The 16,723-nt window shown below is 72.4% G+C and carries 14 protein-coding genes; 8 read left to right on the top strand and 6 right to left on the bottom strand.

Going from position 1 to position 16,723, the window contains the following annotated elements:
• Positions 1-37 precede the first annotated feature (37 nt).
• Complete coding sequence (locus ACFYP4_RS01455) at positions 38-865, bottom strand: enoyl-CoA hydratase family protein (protein WP_358850316.1); 828 nt, start codon at positions 863-865, stop codon at positions 38-40.
• Positions 866-1,215: 350 nt separating this feature from the next.
• On the opposite strand from ACFYP4_RS01455, the gene ACFYP4_RS01450 reads away from it, so the two are divergent.
• Positions 1,216-1,674 carry an ATP-binding protein gene (locus ACFYP4_RS01450; RefSeq protein WP_358850317.1) on the top strand — a complete coding sequence of 153 codons (459 nt, stop codon included), beginning with the start codon at positions 1,216-1,218 and terminating at the stop codon, positions 1,672-1,674.
• On the opposite strand, the gene ACFYP4_RS01445 is transcribed toward ACFYP4_RS01450, so the two are convergent.
• From ACFYP4_RS01445 to ACFYP4_RS01435, 3 genes are all read right to left on the bottom strand, one after another.
• Positions 1,631-3,109 (bottom strand): amino acid permease, encoded by a 1,479-nt coding sequence (locus tag ACFYP4_RS01445; protein WP_388781608.1) that lies wholly within the window; start codon positions 3,107-3,109, stop codon positions 1,631-1,633. The two genes, ACFYP4_RS01450 and ACFYP4_RS01445, sit on opposite strands and share 44 nt — an antisense overlap.
• Before the next feature lie 226 nt (positions 3,110-3,335).
• Positions 3,336-4,349: an ornithine carbamoyltransferase gene (argF, locus tag ACFYP4_RS01440; RefSeq protein WP_388781605.1), complete on the bottom strand. Its 1,014-nt coding sequence runs from the start codon at positions 4,347-4,349 to the stop codon at positions 3,336-3,338.
• A gap of 182 nt (positions 4,350-4,531) precedes the next feature.
• Positions 4,532-5,755 carry an arginine deiminase gene (locus ACFYP4_RS01435; RefSeq protein ID WP_358850320.1) on the bottom strand — a complete coding sequence of 408 codons (1,224 nt, stop codon included), beginning with the start codon at positions 5,753-5,755 and terminating at the stop codon, positions 4,532-4,534.
• A gap of 162 nt (positions 5,756-5,917) precedes the next feature.
• On the opposite strand from ACFYP4_RS01435, the gene ACFYP4_RS01430 reads away from it, so the two are divergent.
• Entirely contained in the window at positions 5,918-6,964 is a 1,047-nt protein-coding gene (locus tag ACFYP4_RS01430) for an SPFH domain-containing protein (protein ID WP_388781602.1), read from the top strand.
• The gene (locus ACFYP4_RS01425; RefSeq protein WP_358850322.1) at positions 6,961-7,860 is read left to right on the top strand and encodes a hypothetical protein; all 900 of its coding nucleotides are present in this window, start codon (positions 6,961-6,963) and stop codon (positions 7,858-7,860) included. Before ACFYP4_RS01430 ends, ACFYP4_RS01425 begins: the two co-directional genes overlap by 4 nt.
• Positions 7,861-8,140: 280 nt before the next feature.
• Here the strand turns inward: ACFYP4_RS01425 and ACFYP4_RS01420 are convergent, their stop codons facing one another.
• The gene (locus tag ACFYP4_RS01420; protein WP_388781598.1) at positions 8,141-10,690 is read right to left on the bottom strand and encodes a polynucleotide kinase-phosphatase; all 2,550 of its coding nucleotides are present in this window, start codon (positions 10,688-10,690) and stop codon (positions 8,141-8,143) included.
• Positions 10,687-12,393, bottom strand: a complete 1,707-nt coding sequence (locus ACFYP4_RS01415) for a 3' terminal RNA ribose 2'-O-methyltransferase Hen1 (protein WP_388782667.1) — start codon at positions 12,391-12,393, stop codon at positions 10,687-10,689. Before ACFYP4_RS01415 ends, ACFYP4_RS01420 begins: the two co-directional genes overlap by 4 nt.
• Before the next feature lie 475 nt (positions 12,394-12,868).
• On the opposite strand from ACFYP4_RS01415, the gene ACFYP4_RS01410 reads away from it, so the two are divergent.
• From ACFYP4_RS01410 to ACFYP4_RS01390, 5 genes are read left to right on the top strand one after another with little or no spacing between them, the layout of a single operon-like run.
• The gene (locus ACFYP4_RS01410) at positions 12,869-14,638 is read left to right on the top strand and encodes an ATP-binding protein (protein WP_358850324.1); all 1,770 of its coding nucleotides are present in this window, start codon (positions 12,869-12,871) and stop codon (positions 14,636-14,638) included.
• Positions 14,639-14,678: 40 nt separating this feature from the next.
• Positions 14,679-15,116: a roadblock/LC7 domain-containing protein gene (locus ACFYP4_RS01405; RefSeq protein WP_358850325.1), complete on the top strand. Its 438-nt coding sequence runs from the start codon at positions 14,679-14,681 to the stop codon at positions 15,114-15,116.
• A gap of 2 nt (positions 15,117-15,118) precedes the next feature.
• Complete coding sequence (locus ACFYP4_RS01400) at positions 15,119-15,499, top strand: DUF742 domain-containing protein (RefSeq protein WP_358850326.1); 381 nt, start codon at positions 15,119-15,121, stop codon at positions 15,497-15,499.
• Positions 15,477-16,079: an ATP/GTP-binding protein gene (locus ACFYP4_RS01395; protein WP_358850327.1), complete on the top strand. Its 603-nt coding sequence runs from the start codon at positions 15,477-15,479 to the stop codon at positions 16,077-16,079. The genes ACFYP4_RS01400 and ACFYP4_RS01395 overlap by 23 nt, the downstream gene beginning before the upstream one ends.
• 31 nt (positions 16,080-16,110) lie before the next feature.
• The gene (locus ACFYP4_RS01390; RefSeq protein WP_358850328.1) at positions 16,111-16,704 is read left to right on the top strand and encodes a GAF domain-containing protein; all 594 of its coding nucleotides are present in this window, start codon (positions 16,111-16,113) and stop codon (positions 16,702-16,704) included.
• Positions 16,705-16,723: the final 19 nt, after the last annotated feature.

Genomic DNA, 16,723 nt, shown 5'->3' with positions numbered 1-16,723 from the left:
TCGGGCGCCTCTCGGGTGCCGTGTTCGTCCCGCACGGTCAGCGCCCCCGCCACTCGGGCGGCCGCTTCTCGGTGAACGCCGCGTGGAACTCCGCGTAGTCCTCGCCGTGCATGAGCAGTGCCTGGGTGGCGGCGTCGAGTTCCACCGAGGCGGCGAGCGGCATGTCCAGCTCGGCGGTGAGCAGCGCCTTGGTCTGCGCGTACGCGAGCGCGGGGCCCCCGGCGAGGCGCAGGGCGAGCCGCTGCGCGGCCTCGTCGGCGCGGCCCTCCCCGGCGAGTTCACTGATCAGGCCGATCCGTTCGGCCTCCGCTGCCCGCACCGGTTCCCCCAGCATCAGCAGCCGGGTGGCGTGCCCGAGCCCGACCACCCGGGGCAGCAGATAGGCGGCGCCCATGTCGCCGCCGGACAGTCCGACGCGGGTGAAGAGGAAGGCGAAGCGGGCGGAGGGGTCGGCGACCCGGAAGTCGGCGGCCAGCGCGAGGACGGCTCCCGCTCCGGCCGCGACCCCGTGCACGGCCGCGATCACCGGGAACGGGCACTCCCGCAGCCCGCGCACGACCTGCCCGGTCATCCGGTTGAAGTCGAGCAGCCGGGCGGTGTCCATGGAGAGGGTCGCGCCGATGATCTCGTCGACGTCACCGCCGGAGCAGAACCCGCGGCCCTCCCCGGCCAGCACCAGGGCGCGCACGGACTTCTCGCGGGACAGCTCGGCGAGCAGGTCGCGCAGGTCGGCGTAGGCGCCGAAGGTGAGCGCGTTCAGCTTCTCCGGGCGGGCCAGCGTGACGGTGGCGACGCCGTCGGCGATCCGGCACCTCACGTGCTGCCAGTCGGGGGTGCGGGCGGCGGAACCCGTGAACGGACTCATGGCGTGCGGCCTCCTCGGACGGGGGCGGCGGGCGGCGGTGCCGGGCGGCGGCCGCCCGCGGTTGCGTGCACGTGCGGCCGCTCCACGAAGTTATCACCTGTCTGTGACTGTCGTCACGACCACGCGATAGAGCGAACGGGACGTGACGGCCTCCGGGCGGGGGCGACGGGCGCCGTCACGGAGTCACGGATCGTCGATGGCCGCGTGACGGCGGGAGCATCCGTGCGCGACGGGCGGTTCGCCCGGGTACACGGCCCGGTAGGCGGGGCGGACGTCCCCGCCACCGCCCGTCGACCGCCTGCGGGCGGGAAGCCGTACCATTCCTGTGTTGAAAGCAGGACAACCTGCTGATGAACGGACCCGCCTTGCACGAGCCGCCCTCCGCCCCCGCCTCCTGGCGCATCGCGCTGCCGCACACGGCTGCGGCGGTGCCGGTCGCCCGCGCGCTGGTCCGGACGGCGCTCGCCGAGCTGGAGCACGCGACCGACAGCGACACCGCCGAGCTGCTGACGGCGGAGCTGGTCGCCAACGCCGTGGAGCACGCCGCCGGGAACGGTCCGATAGAGCTGGTGGTGGAGCTGCTGCCGTCGGGCTGTCAGGTCGAGGTCCACGACCCGGACCCGGCACCACCCGGCGACCTCACGATCCCGCGGCAGGCCGGGCCGCCCGACCCGTGGCAGGAGCACGGGCGCGGCCTTCTCCTCATCCGCACCCTCAGCTCCTCCTGCGGCCACCGCCCCACCGAGTCCGGCAAGGCGGTCTGGTTCAGGCTTCCCGTCGTGCCGCCGCAGCGCCGGTACGCGCGCTAGTCGCACCCTCGGCGAGCCGCGAGTGGCGGCGACCGTAGCCCACGTACACCAGCAGTCCGGCCACGAGGAACGCGGCGAACTGGAGCCAGGTCCGCCAGCCGGTCTCGTACATGAGGTAGAGGCAGAAGCCGACTCCGAGCACCGGCATGACGGGGTAGAGCGGCACGCGGAAGGTGCGGGCGAGGCCGGGCTCGCGGCGGCGCAGGGCGATCACCACGACGTTGACGACCGCCATGACGGCGAGGGTGCCGATGGTGGTGAGGTCGACGACCGCGTCCAGCGACGCGAAGGCGGCCGGGACCGCGAAGACCGCCGCGACGATGAGCGTCCCGGAGACCGGGGTCGAGGTCTTCGGGGAGACCCGCTCGAAGACGCGCGGGACGAGTCCGTCGCGGGACATGGACATGAGGACGCGGGTCTGCCCGTACATCACCGCGAGGACGACCGAGGCGATCGCGACGACCGCTCCGAAGGCGACGATCCCGCCGCCGACGGCGGAGCCGGTGACCTCGTTGACGACGTAGGACAGCGCGGCGGGCCGGTTTCCGACCCGGTCCGCGCCGATGGCGCCGATCGCGGCGAGGGCCACGGCGCAGTACAGCAGGGTGACCAGGCCGATGCAGATCAGGATGGCGATCGGGATGTTGCGGCGCGGGTTCCTGGCCTCCTCGCCGGCCGTGGTGATCGCGTCGAAGCCGATGTACGAGAAGAAGGCGGCCGTGGTGCCCGCGCCGATGCCGCCGAGGCCGGCCGGCGAGAACGGGCTGAGGTTGCCGTCCTCGAAGGCGGTGAAGCCGATGGCGCAGAAGAGCACGAGGATGGCCAGCTTCAGGATCGCCATGGCGGCCGTCGCCCGGGCGCTCTCACGCACGCCGCGGACCAGCAGGACCGAGGCCAGCGCGATCACGACGACCGCGGGGAGGTTGACGATCCCACCGTCGCCGGGACCCGCGGACACCACGTCGGGCAGCTGCACGCCGAACAGGCTCCGGAGCAGCTCGTTCACGTACTGGCTCCAGCCGACGGCGACGGCCGACACGGAGACGCCGTACTCCAGGAGCAGACACCAGCCGACGAGGAACGCCGTGCCCTCACCGAGTCCGGCGTAGGCGAAGGAGTACGAGGATCCGGAGACGGGGATCGCGCCGCCGAGTTCCGCGAAGGAGAACGCGGTGAAGACGCAGGTGAGCGCGGCGAGGACGAAGGAGACGACCACGGCGGGTCCGGCCTGGCCGACCGAGTCGGACAGGCCGACGAAGATGCCGGTGCCGACGATCGCGCCGACGCCGAAGCAGACGAGCTGGAAGAGGCCCATGGTGCGCTTGAGGCCATGGCCTTCGAGGTCCGCGCCGGATTCGGCGACCAGGAGCTCGGTGGACTTGATGCGGGGAGCGCGCTTGCCGCGGGCGGCGGGCTCGGTGCGTGGAGCGGGCATGCGGGTGGTGCTCATTTCGGTGCAGCGGGGACGCGACGGGGTCGGTCGCAGGACGAGCTGCGGAAGGGATGGTTCCGCATCTCGCCGAGGATCGTACGGTGAGATGTGGCGCCAGCGGTACACAAGGCCGGACGGGGGCGGCCCGTGACCGGCCGGAGAGCGCGGACGAACCGGCCCGGGCCGGGCCGAAGCACGCCTCAGGCCGGGCCCCCGGGGCCGGCCGCGGTCAGGCCCGGGCGAGCGTCGCGACCAGGATCGCCTTGATGGTGTGCAGCCGGTTCTCCGCCTCGTCGAAGACGACCGAGTGCGCCGACTCGAAGACCTCGTCGGTGACCTCGAGCGAGTCCAGGCCGTGCGCCTCGTGGATGTCCCGCCCGACCTTCGTACCCAGGTCGTGGAAGGCCGGCAGGCAGTGCAGGAACCTGACGTCCGGGTTGCCGGTGGCGCGCAGCACGTCCATCGTCACGGCGTACGGCGACAGGGCGGCGATGCGCTCGTCCCACACGTCCTTGGGTTCCCCCATGGACACCCAGACGTCGGTGGCCACGAAGTCGGCGCCGCGGACACCCTCGGCGACGTCCTCGGTGAGCGTGATCCCGGCGCCGCTGTGCTCGGCGAGCTCGCGGGCCCGGGTGACGATCTCCTCGGCGGGCCAGTACGCCCGCGGTGCGACGATCCGCACGTCCATACCGAGCAGGGCGCCGGTGACCAGGTAGGAGTTGCCCATGTTGAAGCGGGCGTCGCCGAGGTAGGCGAGGGCGATCCCGTCGAGCGGCTTGTCGCTGTGCTCGGTCATGGTGAGGACGTCGGCCAGCATCTGGGTGGGGTGCCAGTCGTCGGTCAGCCCGTTGTAGACCGGCACCCCGGCGTACGCGGCGAACTCCTCGACGCCGGCCTGGCTGTCGCCCCGGTACTCGACCGCGTCGAACATCCGGCCGAGCACGCGGGCGGTGTCCTTCACGGACTCCTTGTGGCCCAGCTGCGATCCGGCCGGGTCGAGGTACGTGGTGGAGGCGCCCTGGTCCGCGGCGGCGACCTCGAACGCGCAGCGGGTGCGCGTCGAGGTCTTCTCGAAGATCAGCGCGATGTTGCGCCCTTGCAGGTGGCGCTCCTCCGTGCCCGCCTTCTTGGCCGCCTTCAGCTCCGCGGCCAGCTGGACCAGAGCGCGGAACTCCTCCGCGGTGAAGTCCAGCTCCTTGAGGAAGTGGCGGCCGGCGAGGGCGGTCGGGACTGTCGCCATTGGGGGCGCTCCAGGGTGACGATGACGGGGACTTCTGGAATTCTATACGACTCCCAGCATTTATATACAGGCCCGGTGTCCGACCGCTCCCATGTCCGGACGTCCGGGAGCCCGGGGTGCCGCCGCCCCGGACGCCCGGGAGCCCCGGCGCCCCGCCCGCCCGGCCGTCCGCTCCCGCCGGTCTACACGGCGTCCCGCTCGACGGGGCAGCTCATGCAGCGGGGGCCGCCCCTCCCCCGGCCGAGTTCGCTGCCCGGGATCTCTATCACCTCGATGCCCTGCTTGCGCAGGTGGGTGTTGGTCGTCGAGTTCCGCTCGTAGGCGATGACGACGCCCGGCTCGACCGCGAGGACGTTGCAGCCGTCGTCCCACTGCTCGCGCTCGGCGGCGTGCACGTCCTGCGTGGCGGTCAGTACGCGGATCTCACTGAGTCCGAGGGCGGCGGCGATCGCACGGTGCATGTGCTCCGGCGGATGGTCGGTGACCTTCAGCTCCTTGTCCCCGACGCCCGGCTCGATGGTGTACGAGCGGAGCATGCCGAGCCCGGCGTACTGCGTGAAGATGTCGCCGTCGACCATCGTCATCACCGTGTCCAGGTGCATGAAGGCCCGGCGCTTGGGCATGTCGAGCGCCACGATGGTGCGGGCCGAGCCGGCCGCGAACAGCTTGTGCGCGAGCATCTCGACGGCCTGCGGCGTCGTGCGCTCGCTCATGCCGATGAGGACCGCGCCGTTGCCGATGACCAGCACGTCGCCGCCCTCGATGGTGGACGGATAGTCCGCCTGCCCCTCGGACCAGAGGGAGAAGGACTCGTCGCGGAAGAGCGGGTGGTGCCGGTAGATCGCCTCGAAGTGCACGGTCTCCCGCTGACGCGCCGGCCAGCGCATGGCGTTGATGGACACCCCGTCGTAGATCCAGGCGGAGGTGTCCCGGGTGAAGAGGTGGTTGGGCAGCGGGCCGAGCAGGAAGTCGTCGAGGTCCATGACGTGGAAGCGCACGGAGGTCGGCTCGGCGTGCGCCTCAAGGAACTCCCGCTTGGTCATGCCGCCGACCAGCGCGGCGGCCAGGTCCGGGGCGGACATGCCCTCGAAGGCGGCCCGCAGGTGGCCGGTGGCCAGCGGGCCGTACTCCTTCTCCTCGAACACCCGGTCGAGGACGAGCGAGCGGGCCGCCGGGATCTCCAGCGCCTCGGTGAGCAGGTCGCCGAAGAGGTGGACGGCCACCCCGCGGTCGCGCAGGACGTCCGCGAAGCCGTCGTGCTCCGCGCGCGCCCGGCGCACCCAGAGCACGTCGTCGAAGAGCAGCGCGTCCTTGTTGCTGGGCGTGAGCCTTTTGAGCTCGAGGTCCGGCCGGTGCAGGATGACGCGGCGCAGCCGCCCGGCCTCGGAGTCGACATGGAATCCCATGACTCCATCCTGACCACCCGGACGCGTTTCACCCGCCCATCCGCGCGAACCCGGCCCACTTGATTTCGTCCCCTTGACGATAAGCGGACCGCACGGTTATCGTCTCAATGACGACAACGGACGGGGGTTCGGAACCCCGCCCGGCGACGAGGGGGTAGTTCCATGGCCGACATCACCCGGCGCTTCGGCTGGCGCCACCTGCGTGGTGCGCCCACCGCGCATGTGCGGCACCACCGGTCGGGCCGGCTGGTGCACGACGGGCCGGGGCTCAGCTTCTGGTACCGCGCACTGAGCGCGGCGCTCTCCGAAGTACCGGTTGACGACCGCGAGTTGGCGATGACCTTCCACGCCCGTACGTCCGACTTCCAGGACGTGGCCGTGCAGGCCACCGTCACCTACCGGATCAGCGACCCCGGCCTCGCCGCGGCCCGCCTCGACTTCTCCATCGACCCCGACACGGGCGTGTGGCGCGGCGCGCCGCTCGAACAGCTGGGGACCCTGCTGACCGAGACGGCCCAGCAGCACGCGCTGGACGTCCTGGCCCGTACGCCGCTGGCGTCGGCCCTGGTGGACGGGGTGGCGGCGGTGCGTGAGCGGATCGCGGGCGCACTCGCGGCCGAGCCGCGGCTGCCCGCGACCGGGATCGAGGTGGTCGCCGTCCGGGTCGTGGCCCTGCGCCCCGAACCCGAGGTGGAGCGGGCGCTGCGCACCCCGGCGCGGGAGCAGATCCAGCAGGACGCGGACAAGGCCACGTACGAACGGCGTGCCGTGGCCGTCGAGCGGGAGCGGGCGATCGCCGAGAACGAACTGGCCAGTCAGATCGAACTCGCCCGGCGCGAGGAGCAGTTGGTCGACCAGCGCGGTACGAACGCGCGCCGCGAGGCCGAGGAGCACGCGGCGGCGGACGCCGTGCGGGCCACGGCGGAGGCGGCCCGCACGGTGCGCCTGGCCGAGGCGGAGGCCGCGCGCACGGTACGGCTGGCCGGCGCGGAGGCCCGGGCGGCGCGGGAGGTCGGCGAGGCGCGGGCCGAGGCACAGGCCGCCTGGCTCCGGGTCCACGGGGACGCGGACATCGCCACGCTGCACGCCCTGACGGGCACCCGGCTGGCGGAGAACCTGCCCCGGATCGACAGTGTCACGGTGTCGCCGGACGTGCTGACGGGTCTGCTGGCCAGGCTCGGCGGCGGCGCCCCGCAGGAACCGGCGTGAGTCTGGCACCCCGGGCCGTGCTGGTGCACCGCACCACCGAGTACGAGGAGTTGGTGGCCCGGCACGGCACGCACGGGCAGGCCGCCTTCTTCCTGGCCTCACGCGGACGTGACATCACGGAGGTCGCGGACCGGCACCGGCGCACCCGCGAGGCGCTGGCCGAGGTCGCCGCCGCGATCCCGCTGACCTGGCGTCAGGCCCGCGTGGAGCGACGCGATCTGGACCGGTTCCTGTTCGGTCCCGAGGACGTCGTGGTCGTCGTCGGCCAGGACGGGCTGGTGGCCAACGTCGCCAAGTACCTGGCGGGGCAGCCCGTGGTCGGCGTCGACACCGATCCCGGGCGCAATCCGGCGGTGCTGGTGCGCCATCGGCCCGGTGACGCGGGCGCGTTGCTGGCCGCGGCGGTCGGCCGCGGCGGGCGGACCGACGAACTGACCATGGTCGAGGCGGTGGCCGACGACACCCAGCGGCTGGTCGCCCTCAACGAGATCTACCTCGGAGCCGCGGGCCATCAGACGGCCCGCTACCGGCTGGGGCTCGACGGCGACAGGGGTGTCGTCGAGCCCCAGGCCTCGTCCGGGGTCCTGGTGGGGACGGGGACGGGGGCGACCGGGTGGCTGCGGTCCGTGTGGCAGGAGCGCGGCGGCCGCCTTCCCCTGCCCGGGCCCTCGGACGACCGGCTGCTGTGGTTCGTCCGCGAGGCCTGGCCGTCACCGGTCACCGGCACGTCCCTCGTGGCCGGCACCCTCACGAGCGGGTCACACCTCACCCTCACGGCGGAGTCCGACCGCCTCATCGCCTTCGGCGACGGCATGGAGACCGACGCGGTGGAACTGACGTGGGGTCAGACGGTACGGGTGGGGGTGGCTCGGACCCGGCTGCGGCTGGTGGGGTGAGCCGGTCCCCGCGGACCGCCTCTGCCGGAGCAACTTCACTTGAGGGGTAAGCAGTTCAGCCCCGGACGGAGACGGGTTCAGCCCCGGACGGGGACAGGTCAGCCCCTCCGGCGTTTGAGGAGCGGGGTCCGGGGCGGAGCCCCGCGTCGGTGCGGAGACCCGGACCAGCGCGTGTCCGGGGCCGGGCAGAGGCTCGGTCCCGGAACGGAAACCCAGCCCGGGACGGAAACCCAGCCCAGTCCCGCCCCGGAGTGGGGAGGGGCTGAGGAGGACGGACCCGTCAGAGACGGGGATCCACCGGTTCGGACTCCAGCGCCAGCACCCCGAACACCGCCTCGTGCACCCGCCACAACGGCTCCCCCTCGGCCAGCCGGTCCAGCGCCTCGAGGCCGAGCGCGTACTCCCGGATCGCCAGCGACCGCTTGTGGTTCAGGAAGCGTCCGCGCAGCCGCGCGAGATTCTCGGGCCGCGTGTACTCGGCGCCGTAGATGATCCGCAGGTACTCCCGTCCCCGGCACTTGATCCCGGGCTGCACCAGCCGCCCCTGCGGCGACCGCAGCACGGCCTGTACGGGCTTGACGACCATGCCCTCGCCCCCGCGTCCGGTCATCTCCAGCCACCAGTCGACCCCGGCCCGCACGGACTCCGCGTCGCCCGTGCCCACGAACAGCCGCCGGGTGGTCTGCAGCAGACCGCTCCCGTCGTGCTCGACGAGCCGGTCGATCAGCGCGAGCTGCTCGTCGTGCGGGAGCGCGGCGAGGCTGCGGCCCTGCACGGCGAGGATCTGGAAGGGCGCGAGACGCACGCCCTCCAGTCCGTCCGTCGTCCAGCAGTACCGCCGGTAGGCGTCCGTGAACGCCGTCGCGTCGGCGGCCCGTTCGCGCTGCTTGGCCAGGAGATCCCGCACGTCGACACCCCTTGCCGCCGCCCCTTCGAGTGCGGCGAGCGCCCCCGGGAACACCGCCCCCGAGGCCGCGCCGACGGCCGCGTACTGCGTCCGCAGCAGCCCGGACGCCTTCAGCGACCACGGCATCAACTCGGCGTCCAGCAGCAGCCAGTCGGTCCCCAGCTCCTGCCACAGCCCCGCCTCGTCGGCGGCGGCCCGCAGCCGGCCGAGGATCTCCTCGGTCACCGCGCCGTCGTCGAAGAAAGGCCGGCCGGTGCGGGTGTACAGCGCCCCGGTGGGCCCGTCCGCGCCCACGCCGAACCGCTCACGCGCCGTGGCCGCGTCCCGGCAGACCAGCGCGACCGCCCGCGACCCCATGTGCTTCTCCTCGCACACGACCCGCGCGACCCCGTCCTCCTTGTACTGCGCGAAGGCCTCGGCCGGGTGCTCCAGGTAGCCGTCGACGTGCGAGGTCGCGGTCGGCGCCATGGTGGGCGGCAGGTACGGAAGCAGGCGCGGGTCCACGGCGAAGCGGCTCATGACCTCGAGCGCCGCGGCCGCGTTCTCCTCGCGGACGGACACGCGTCCGGCGTGCCGCGTCTCGACGACCCGCCTCCCGTGCACGTCCGCCAGGTCGAGCGGCCGGCCCTCGTGCCCGCCGGGCGCCTCGGAGGCCAGCGGCTTCGCGGGCTCGTACCAGACCCGCTCGGCGGGTACGTCGACCAGCTCGCGCTCCGGCCAGCGCAGCGCGGTGAGTTTGCCGCCGAAGACCGCGCCCGTGTCGAGGCAGATCGTGTTGTTCAGCCAGGTCGCCGTGGGCACCGGGGTGTGGCCGTAGACCACGGCCGCGCTGCCCCGGTAGTCCTCCGCCCAGGGGTAGCGCACCGGCAGGCCGAACTCGTCGGTCTCGCCGGTCGTGTCGCCGTACAGCGCGTGCGAGCGCACCCGTCCCGACGTACGCCCGTGGTACTTCTCGGGCAGCCCCGCGTGGCAGACGACGAGGCGGCCGCCGTCCAGGACGTAGTGGCTGACGAGCCCGTCGACGAACTCCCGGACCTGACGCCGGAACTCCTCGCTCTCCCCCTCCATCTGCTCGATCGTCTCGGCGAGCCCGTGCGTGGGCTGGACCTTGCGGCCCTTGAGGTGACGCCCGTACTTGTTCTCGTGGTTGCCCGGGACGCACAGCGCGTCGCCGGACGCGACCATGGACATCACGCGGCGCAGGACGCCCGGGGTGTCCGGGCCGCGGTCGACGAGGTCGCCGACGAAGACGGCCGTCCGGCCCTCGGGGTGCGAGCCGTCGACGTAGCCGAGCCGGGTGAGCAGCGTCTCCAGCTCGGAGGCGCAGCCGTGGATGTCGCCGATGATGTCGAAGGGCCCGGTGAGGTGGGTCAGGTCGTTGTACCGCTTCTCGGTGCGGATCTCCGCGCTCTCGATCTCCTCCACGCCCCGCAGGACGTGCACCTTCCGGAACCCCTCGCGTTCCAAGTGCCGCAGGGAGCGGCGCAGTTCGCGGGTGTGGCGCTGGATGACGCGGCGCGGCATGTCGGCGCGGTCGGTGCGCGCGGCGTTGCGCTCGGCGCAGACGTCCTCGGGCACGTCGAGCACGATGGCGATGGGCAGCACGTCGTGCTCCTTCGCCAGGTCGATCAGCTGCCGGCGGCTCTCCTGCTGGACGTTGGTCGCGTCGACGACGGTGCGCCGGCCGCTCGCGAGGCGCTTGCCCGCGATGTAGTGCAGCACGTCGAAGGCGTCACGGCTCGCGCTCTGGTCGTTCTCGTCGTCGGCGACGAGGCCGCGGCAGAAGTCGCTGGATATGACCTCGGTCGGCTTGAAGTGCCGCCGGGCGAAGGTCGACTTGCCCGAGCCGGACGCGCCGATCAGCACCACGAGGGAGAGGTCGGTGACGGGCAGGGTGCGCGCCTTGGTGGTCTTGTCCGTCATGCGGCCTTCTCCTCCTTCGTGACCGGGGCCTTCGCCGGGTCGTCGTGTGTGGTGGCGCGCAGGGTGAACACGGCCATCTGGGTCGGCGGCCCGACCTCGGGGTCGTCGGGGCCGACGGGGACGAACTCCACGTCGTAGGCGTGCCGTTCACCCACCGCCGACGCCCAGGCGCGGAACTCCTCCCGGGTCCACTCGAAGCGGTGGTCGCCGTGCCGGGAGTGGCCGGCCGGGAGGGACTCCCACCGGACGTTGTACTCGACGTTCGGCGTCGTCACCAGGACGGTCCGCGGACGGGCCGAGCCGAAGACGGCGTACTCCAGTGCGGGCAGCCGGGGCAGGTCGACGTGCTCGACGACCTCGCTCAGCACGGCCGCGTCGTAGCCCTTGAGCCGCTTGTCGGTGTACGCGAGCGAGCCCTGGAGGAGTCTGACGCGTGCGGCCTGGCGCTCTCCCAGGCGCTCCAGCTTGAGCCGGCGCGCGGCGATGGTGAGCGCCCGCATCGACACGTCGACCCCGACGATCTCCGTGTACCGCGGGTCCTTGAGCAGCGCCTGCACCAACTGGCCCTGCCCGCAGCCGAGATCGAGGACGCGTCCGGCACCGGAGGCGTGCAGCGCGGCGAGGATCGCCTCACGGCGCAGCATGGCGAGCGGCACGGACTTGGCCCCTGTGCCGGTCTCCGTCTCGGCCTCGGCGGAGGCGGAGGCGGAGACGGAGACCGAGACATCGGCGCCTGTAGAGGCGCCGGCTTCGGCGCCCACCGCCTCCCCGGTGCCACCCGACCCGCCGCCGGTACCCGCCCCCGGGACATCGGCCGAACCGCCCGTGCCGGACGGGCCGTCGGCGGAATCACCCGGGCCGGGAGAGCCGTCCGTGTCCGGCTGGTCCCCGACCGCGTTGTCGATCTCCTCGACCGCGCTGTCGTCGGCCTCGGCCAGCCGTACGAGCTCCAGCCGCTCCATGGCCTCCCGCGTCAGCGACCAGCGCCGCGAGAGGTACCGGCTGGTGATCAGCTGCTGCTCGGGGTGGTCCGGGAGCCAGCCCTCGCCGGCCCTCAGCAGCTTGTCGACCTCGTCGGACGCCACCCAGTAGTGCTTGGCGTCGTCGAGCACCGGAAGCAGCACGTAGAGGTGGCGCAGCGCCTCGGCCAGCGTCGGTCCGGTCTCGGCGGACTCCAGCACGAGGCGTACGTAGCGGGAGTCGCCCCAGGCGGGGAACCGGACGTCCAGCGGCACCGCTTCGACGGTGACCGTCCAGCCGAGCGGTTCGAAGAGCTTGCGTACGAGGTCCGCGCCGCCCCGGGCGGGCAGTGCGGGCACCTCGATCCGCAGGGGCAGCGGCCGCGCCGGCAGGTCGGGCCGGGCGTTGCACTGCCCCTTCATGGCGCTGGCGAACACAGTGCTGAGCGCGACGGCGAGCAGCGAGGACGCCGCGTAGGGACGGTCGTTGACGTACTGCGCGAGCGCGGCGTCGGGGGCGCCGCCGCGGCCCTTGCCCTTGCCGCGCCGGACCAGCGCCACCGTGTCCACCTCCAGCAGCAGCGCGGCCGTGCACCGCTCGGCGGACGCCTCGGGGTAGAGGACGTGCGCCTTGCCGTAGGAGGTGGAGAACGCCTGCGCCTTGTCGGGGTGCTTGTGCAGCAGGAAGCCGAGGTCGGTGGCGGGGCGCTCTGCGGTGCCGGTGGTACTGATCGTCAGGAACACGGTGGTGGCCTCGAAACGTCGTTCGTGCCGCGTACCCGTCGGATCGGCCGTCGCCGTGCACGGCCGGTGCACCTGCGCGGGCCGCGTCGAGCCGCCGCAATGGGAGAGCGCGCCGTCGATCACGGTTTCCCGGCGCGCCCGCACAACTTACAGCGAGGGCCCGGGGTACCCTCCGGGATTTTTCGCCCCGGGGGTCCGCTTCACCACCGGCATGGTGCCGCTCGTCGCAAATGTGTCTATTGGCGCCGTAGACACACCTCGGGCATAGGCCGGTGTCATCCCTGGTGCATCAACGCTCCTTCTTTCCGGGGGTTTAAGCAGCCGGTTCGCGATGTTTTGCACCCTCGTGCGCGTACGGTGCATTGATGACAGTGGCGTAGGGTGGCGGTGCTATTAACTGCCTGTCCGCGTACCCGAGTTGACGGTTGGCGACGGCGTACAGCTGTGTACCCCCGCGCCGACCGAGAGGACTCCCATGTCTGAATCCCCGGCCTATGCAGTGCGCTCGGATTCCGGTCGGACGACCGCTGCGAGTCCGGCACGAAACAGGCACGGCAGGCCCCCCGCTCAGGGCGGGGACACCGACTCCTCGGCCCGCTCCCGCGCCGTCCGCCTCGCGGTGCTGCCCGCGGCCCTCATGGCGCTGCTCGCCGGGGCCACGACCGGCTATGTGCTGCTCGCCCAGTCCGGCGCGGCCGACGCCGCCACCTGGGGCGTACTCGCCGGTGCCGCCGTACTGGGCTGCGGTGTCCTGGTCCTCGCCGCGCGGGCCGGCGCCGCCTACGCCCGGCGCTCCGCACGGGACGGCTCCACCGACGCCCGTCTGATCGCCGAGCACCACGCGTCCGCGCTGCGCCGCCAGGTGGGACAGCATCTTGCCGAGGTGCAGGAGATGGCACGCCGGCTGGCGTCGGGCGAGCAGGTGGAGCTTCCGCACTTCGAGGAGCCGGTCCCGCCGGCCGACGTGCACGATCCCGTCGGCCGGCTCGCCCACGACCTGACGGTCAGCGTGTGGCACACCCGGGCCGCCATCGCGCAGGCCGCGCAGAACGGGACGCCCTCGGACAGCGAAGAACGGGTCGAGGTCTTCGTCAACCTGGCCCGCCGGCTGCAGAGCCTCGTCCACCGCCAGATCAACATGCTCGACAACCTGGAGAACGAGGTCGAGGACCCCGAACTCCTCAAGGGCCTCTTCCAGGTCGACCACCTCGCGACCCGTATCCGCCGGCACGCGGAGAACGTGGCGGTCCTCGGCGGCTCGGTGTCCCGCCGCCAGTGGACCAAGCCGGTCAAGATGATGGAGGTGCTGCGGTCCTCGATCGCCGAGGTCGAGCACTACTCCCGGGTCAAGCTCGTCCCGCCGCTCGAGGGCTCCCTGCGCGGTCACGCCGTCGCCGACGTCATCCACCTCCTCGCGGAACTCGTCGAGAACGCCACCGCCTTCTCCGACCCGAGCACCCAGGTGCTGCTGCGCGCCCAGCGCGTGACCGCGGGCATCGCCGTGGAGGTCGAGGACCGCGGCCTCGGCATGTCGCAGGAGGAGCAGGACCGGATCAACGCCCTGCTGGCGAACCCGGACCGCATCGACATCAGCAAGCTGCTCGCGGACGGCCGCATCGGCCTGTACGTGGTGTCCGCGCTGGCCCGCCGCCACGGCATCGTGGTGCGGATCCAGGGCAACATCTACGGCGGCGTCCAGGCGATCCTGGTCCTGCCGGTCGGCCTCATCGGCGACGACTCTCCCCCGGCGCCGCACCAGGCGGCGCACGAGGCGGCCCGGCCGGTCCACGCCGCCCCGCAGCAGCCCCACGCCGTTCAGGCGGCCCCCGAGGCGCGGTACACACCTCCGCCGCTGGACACCGCGCAGCCGATGACCCGGACCCAGCTGCCGCAGCGTCCCGCGCAGCAGCCGGCGGCCGCGCCCCCGCAGGCCACGTACACCCCGCAGCGGCACTACGGCGCCGCCCCGCAGCCGTACGTTCCGCAGCAGCACGCACCGCACAGTCCGTCACCCCACGTACCAGGCCCGTACGACAGCGACGACCGCCGCTCCGGGCGGCCGGCGCTGCCGCAGCGCCGAGCGCAGGAGCACCTGGCCCCAGAGCTCCGGGACGCGCCCACCGCACGCATGTCGGGGGGCATGCCGGAAGGCGAACACGATCCGGGACTGATGGCCGCGTTCCAGAGAGGGGTCAGCCTCGCCGACGCCGTGTCGGACGAGGACCCCGCTGACCACTCTCGCTAGCAGGCTCCGTACTCACCCCCCAAGGAGAAAGAGCACCACCATGGTGAGCGACACCCGTACCAGCTCGAACCAGAATCTCGACTGGCTCCTGCAGGGCCTCGTCGAGAAGGTCCCCCACACCCGCAGCGCACTGCTGCTGTCCTCCGACGGGCTGAAGAAGGCCGTGTACGGGCTCGACGCCGACGAGGCCGACCACATGGCCGCCGTGGCCTCGGGTCTGTACTCGCTCGGCCGCGGCGCCGGCCACCGCTTCGACGGTGGCGGCGAGGTGCGCCAGGTGGTGGTGGAGCTGAACACCTCCCTGCTCTTCGTGTCCTCGGCGGGCTCCGGCGCCGTCCTGGCCGTCCTGGCCCGCCGCGAGGCCGACGCCGCGGTGCTCGGCTACGAGATGGCCATGCTGGTCAAGAGCGTCCGGCCCTACCTCGTCACGGCTCCGCGGCAGCAGGGAACCCACGTGCCGCGTGATGCGGGGCGATAGGCATGTCGGACGCGAAGGACGACTCGTGGCTGGACGACGAGGCCGGACGATTAGTCCGGCCGTACGCCGTCAGCAACGGGCGCACCCGTCCCACCGCCCACTTCGACCTGCTGACCCTCGTCATGGCCACCGGCACGAGGCCGAGCACCTACCTCGGCCCCGACTACGACCAGGTCCTCAGCCTGTGCGGCGGCCACCCACTGTCGGTGGCGGAGGTCGCCGCCCACATGCGGCTGCCGGCCGTCATCACCAAAGTCCTGTTGTCCGACCTCGTCTCGCACAAGGCGCTCACGACGCGGGCGCCCCGCCCCATCGAGGCGGCCTCCCCGACCGACCGAAACCTCCTGGAGGCGGTGCTGCATGGCCTACGCAAGCGGCTCTGACCCCTTCCCCACCGCCCTCAAGATCCTCATCGCCGGAGGATTCGGGGTCGGCAAGACCACCTTCGTCGGAGCGGTCAGCGAGATCGCGCCGCTGAGCACCGAGGAACTGCTGACCCAGGTCAGCGCCCGCACGGACAGCCTGGTGGGCGTCGAGGACAAGACGACCACCACCGTGGCGATGGACTTCGGCCGCATCACGCTCAGCCCGGACCAGGTCCTGTACCTCTTCGGCACGCCGGGGCAGGAACGGTTCTGGTTCATGTGGGACGAACTGTCCAACGGGGCGCTGGGAGCCGTGGTCCTCGCGGACACCCGCCGCCTCCAGGACTGCTTCGCCGCCGTCGACTTCTTCGAGCGGCGCGGCATCTCCTTCGTCGTCGCCGTCAACGAGTTCGACGGTGCCTATCTCTACGACCCCGACGAGGTCCGCGCCGCCCTCGACCTCAAGCCCCACATCCCCGTGGTGATGTGCGACGCCCGGCAGTGCAATTCCGGCACCCGGGTGCTGATCGCACTCGTGGAGCACCTGCTCACCCCGGCTCCCGGCATGTCGGCCGCGGAGCCCACCCCGCTGCACTGACGCACGCTCAGCGCCCCCGAATGGAGCCTGCATGTCCGCGCCTGTTCCCTACACGCAGTACGACCCGACCGGCCAGATGCTGGTGACGCCCGAGGACAAGGACGCCCCGGCCCGGGTGGCCCGGCTGCGCGAGCTCGGCATCGGGAACGCCCCCGTCCCCGAGTTCGACGAGTTCGCCCGCAATCTGGCCCGGACCCTCAACGCCCCGTACGCGATGGTCAACTTCATCGACGAGAACCGCCAGTTCTTCGCCGGTCTCTACACGCCCGCCGACGGCCAGCCCGGGGTCGAGCTGGAGCCGCAGCAGGCCAGCACGAGCCGCGTGATGGCGCGCGACCACGGCTGGTGCCCGCACGTCGTCGTGCGCCGCAAGGCCCTGGTCCTCGAAGACGTCTGCGACTACCCGAGGTTCGCCGGGAATCCCGTCGTCGACGAGATCGGCATCCGCTCCTACCTGGGCGCGCCGCTGATCGACTGGAACTCGGGAATGGCCCTCGGCACGATCTGCGTCATCGCCCCGGAGACCCGCCCGTGGGGGCGGGAGGGCCTGGAGATCATCAAGGCGAACGCGCAGGCGATGGTCGACATGCTCCGTCGGATGGAGGAGCAGCAGGGCGGGCACTGAGCGCCGTTCCCGGCGGCCG

Origin of the sequence: Streptomyces sp. NPDC005551 (assembly GCF_042871785.1) — a bacterium.
Taxonomy (GTDB): Bacteria; Actinomycetota; Actinomycetes; order Streptomycetales; family Streptomycetaceae; genus Streptomyces.
This window is presented reverse-complemented; position numbering and strand designations above follow the sequence as displayed.

Bases quoted from the DNA above. Each gene is read 5' to 3' on its own strand.
- ACFYP4_RS01455 (WP_358850316.1), bottom strand. From the start codon at position 865: ATGAGTCCGTTCACGGGTTCCGCCGCCCGCACCCCCGACTGGCAGCAC.
- ACFYP4_RS01450 (WP_358850317.1), top strand. From the start codon at position 1,216: ATGAACGGACCCGCCTTGCACGAGCCGCCCTCCGCCCCCGCCTCCTGG.
- ACFYP4_RS01445 (WP_388781608.1), bottom strand. From the start codon at position 3,109: ATGCCCGCTCCACGCACCGAGCCCGCCGCCCGCGGCAAGCGCGCTCCC.
- argF (WP_388781605.1), bottom strand. From the start codon at position 4,349: ATGGCGACAGTCCCGACCGCCCTCGCCGGCCGCCACTTCCTCAAGGAG.
- ACFYP4_RS01435 (WP_358850320.1), bottom strand. From the start codon at position 5,755: ATGGGATTCCATGTCGACTCCGAGGCCGGGCGGCTGCGCCGCGTCATC.
- ACFYP4_RS01430 (WP_388781602.1), top strand. From the start codon at position 5,918: ATGGCCGACATCACCCGGCGCTTCGGCTGGCGCCACCTGCGTGGTGCG.
- ACFYP4_RS01420 (WP_388781598.1), bottom strand. From the start codon at position 10,690: ATGACGGACAAGACCACCAAGGCGCGCACCCTGCCCGTCACCGACCTC.
- ACFYP4_RS01410 (WP_358850324.1), top strand. From the start codon at position 12,869: ATGTCTGAATCCCCGGCCTATGCAGTGCGCTCGGATTCCGGTCGGACG.
- ACFYP4_RS01405 (WP_358850325.1), top strand. From the start codon at position 14,679: ATGGTGAGCGACACCCGTACCAGCTCGAACCAGAATCTCGACTGGCTC.
- ACFYP4_RS01400 (WP_358850326.1), top strand. From the start codon at position 15,119: ATGTCGGACGCGAAGGACGACTCGTGGCTGGACGACGAGGCCGGACGA.
- ACFYP4_RS01395 (WP_358850327.1), top strand. From the start codon at position 15,477: ATGGCCTACGCAAGCGGCTCTGACCCCTTCCCCACCGCCCTCAAGATC.
- ACFYP4_RS01390 (WP_358850328.1), top strand. From the start codon at position 16,111: ATGTCCGCGCCTGTTCCCTACACGCAGTACGACCCGACCGGCCAGATG.